Below are 231 nucleotides of genomic sequence, written 5' to 3' on the forward strand. Positions count from 1 at the left end.
TTCTCCAGGGCCTCGTCGACGTGGGCGAGCGTCATTTCTCGCTCTTCTCGTCCCCGGAGTCGTCCTCGTCTGCCAGGTGCCTCTCGTCCCACCCCATCGCCTGAAGTTTTTTTTCGAGCACCAGCAGTGCCGCCGTCTCCGCCAGCGCCTTCTCCTTGCGGTGCAGCTCCCGCTCGAGCTCCTTCACCCGCTTCTCGGCGGCGGCCAGCCGCTTGCGCTCCTTGGCCGGCA

General features: G+C 66.7%; 1 protein-coding gene. It reads right to left on the reverse strand.

The genetic code is table 11. The features are described from left to right. Positions 1–31 precede the first annotated feature (31 nt). Positions 32–231 (reverse strand): hypothetical protein (locus FJV41_RS53410; protein ID WP_220138098.1); only part of this gene is annotated, 200 nt, incomplete at its 5' end.

Source organism: Myxococcus llanfairpwllgwyngyllgogerychwyrndrobwllllantysiliogogogochensis, assembly GCF_006636215.1.
Taxonomy (GTDB): Bacteria; Myxococcota; Myxococcia; order Myxococcales; family Myxococcaceae; genus Myxococcus; species Myxococcus llanfairpwllgwyngyllgogerychwyrndrobwllllantysiliogogogochensis.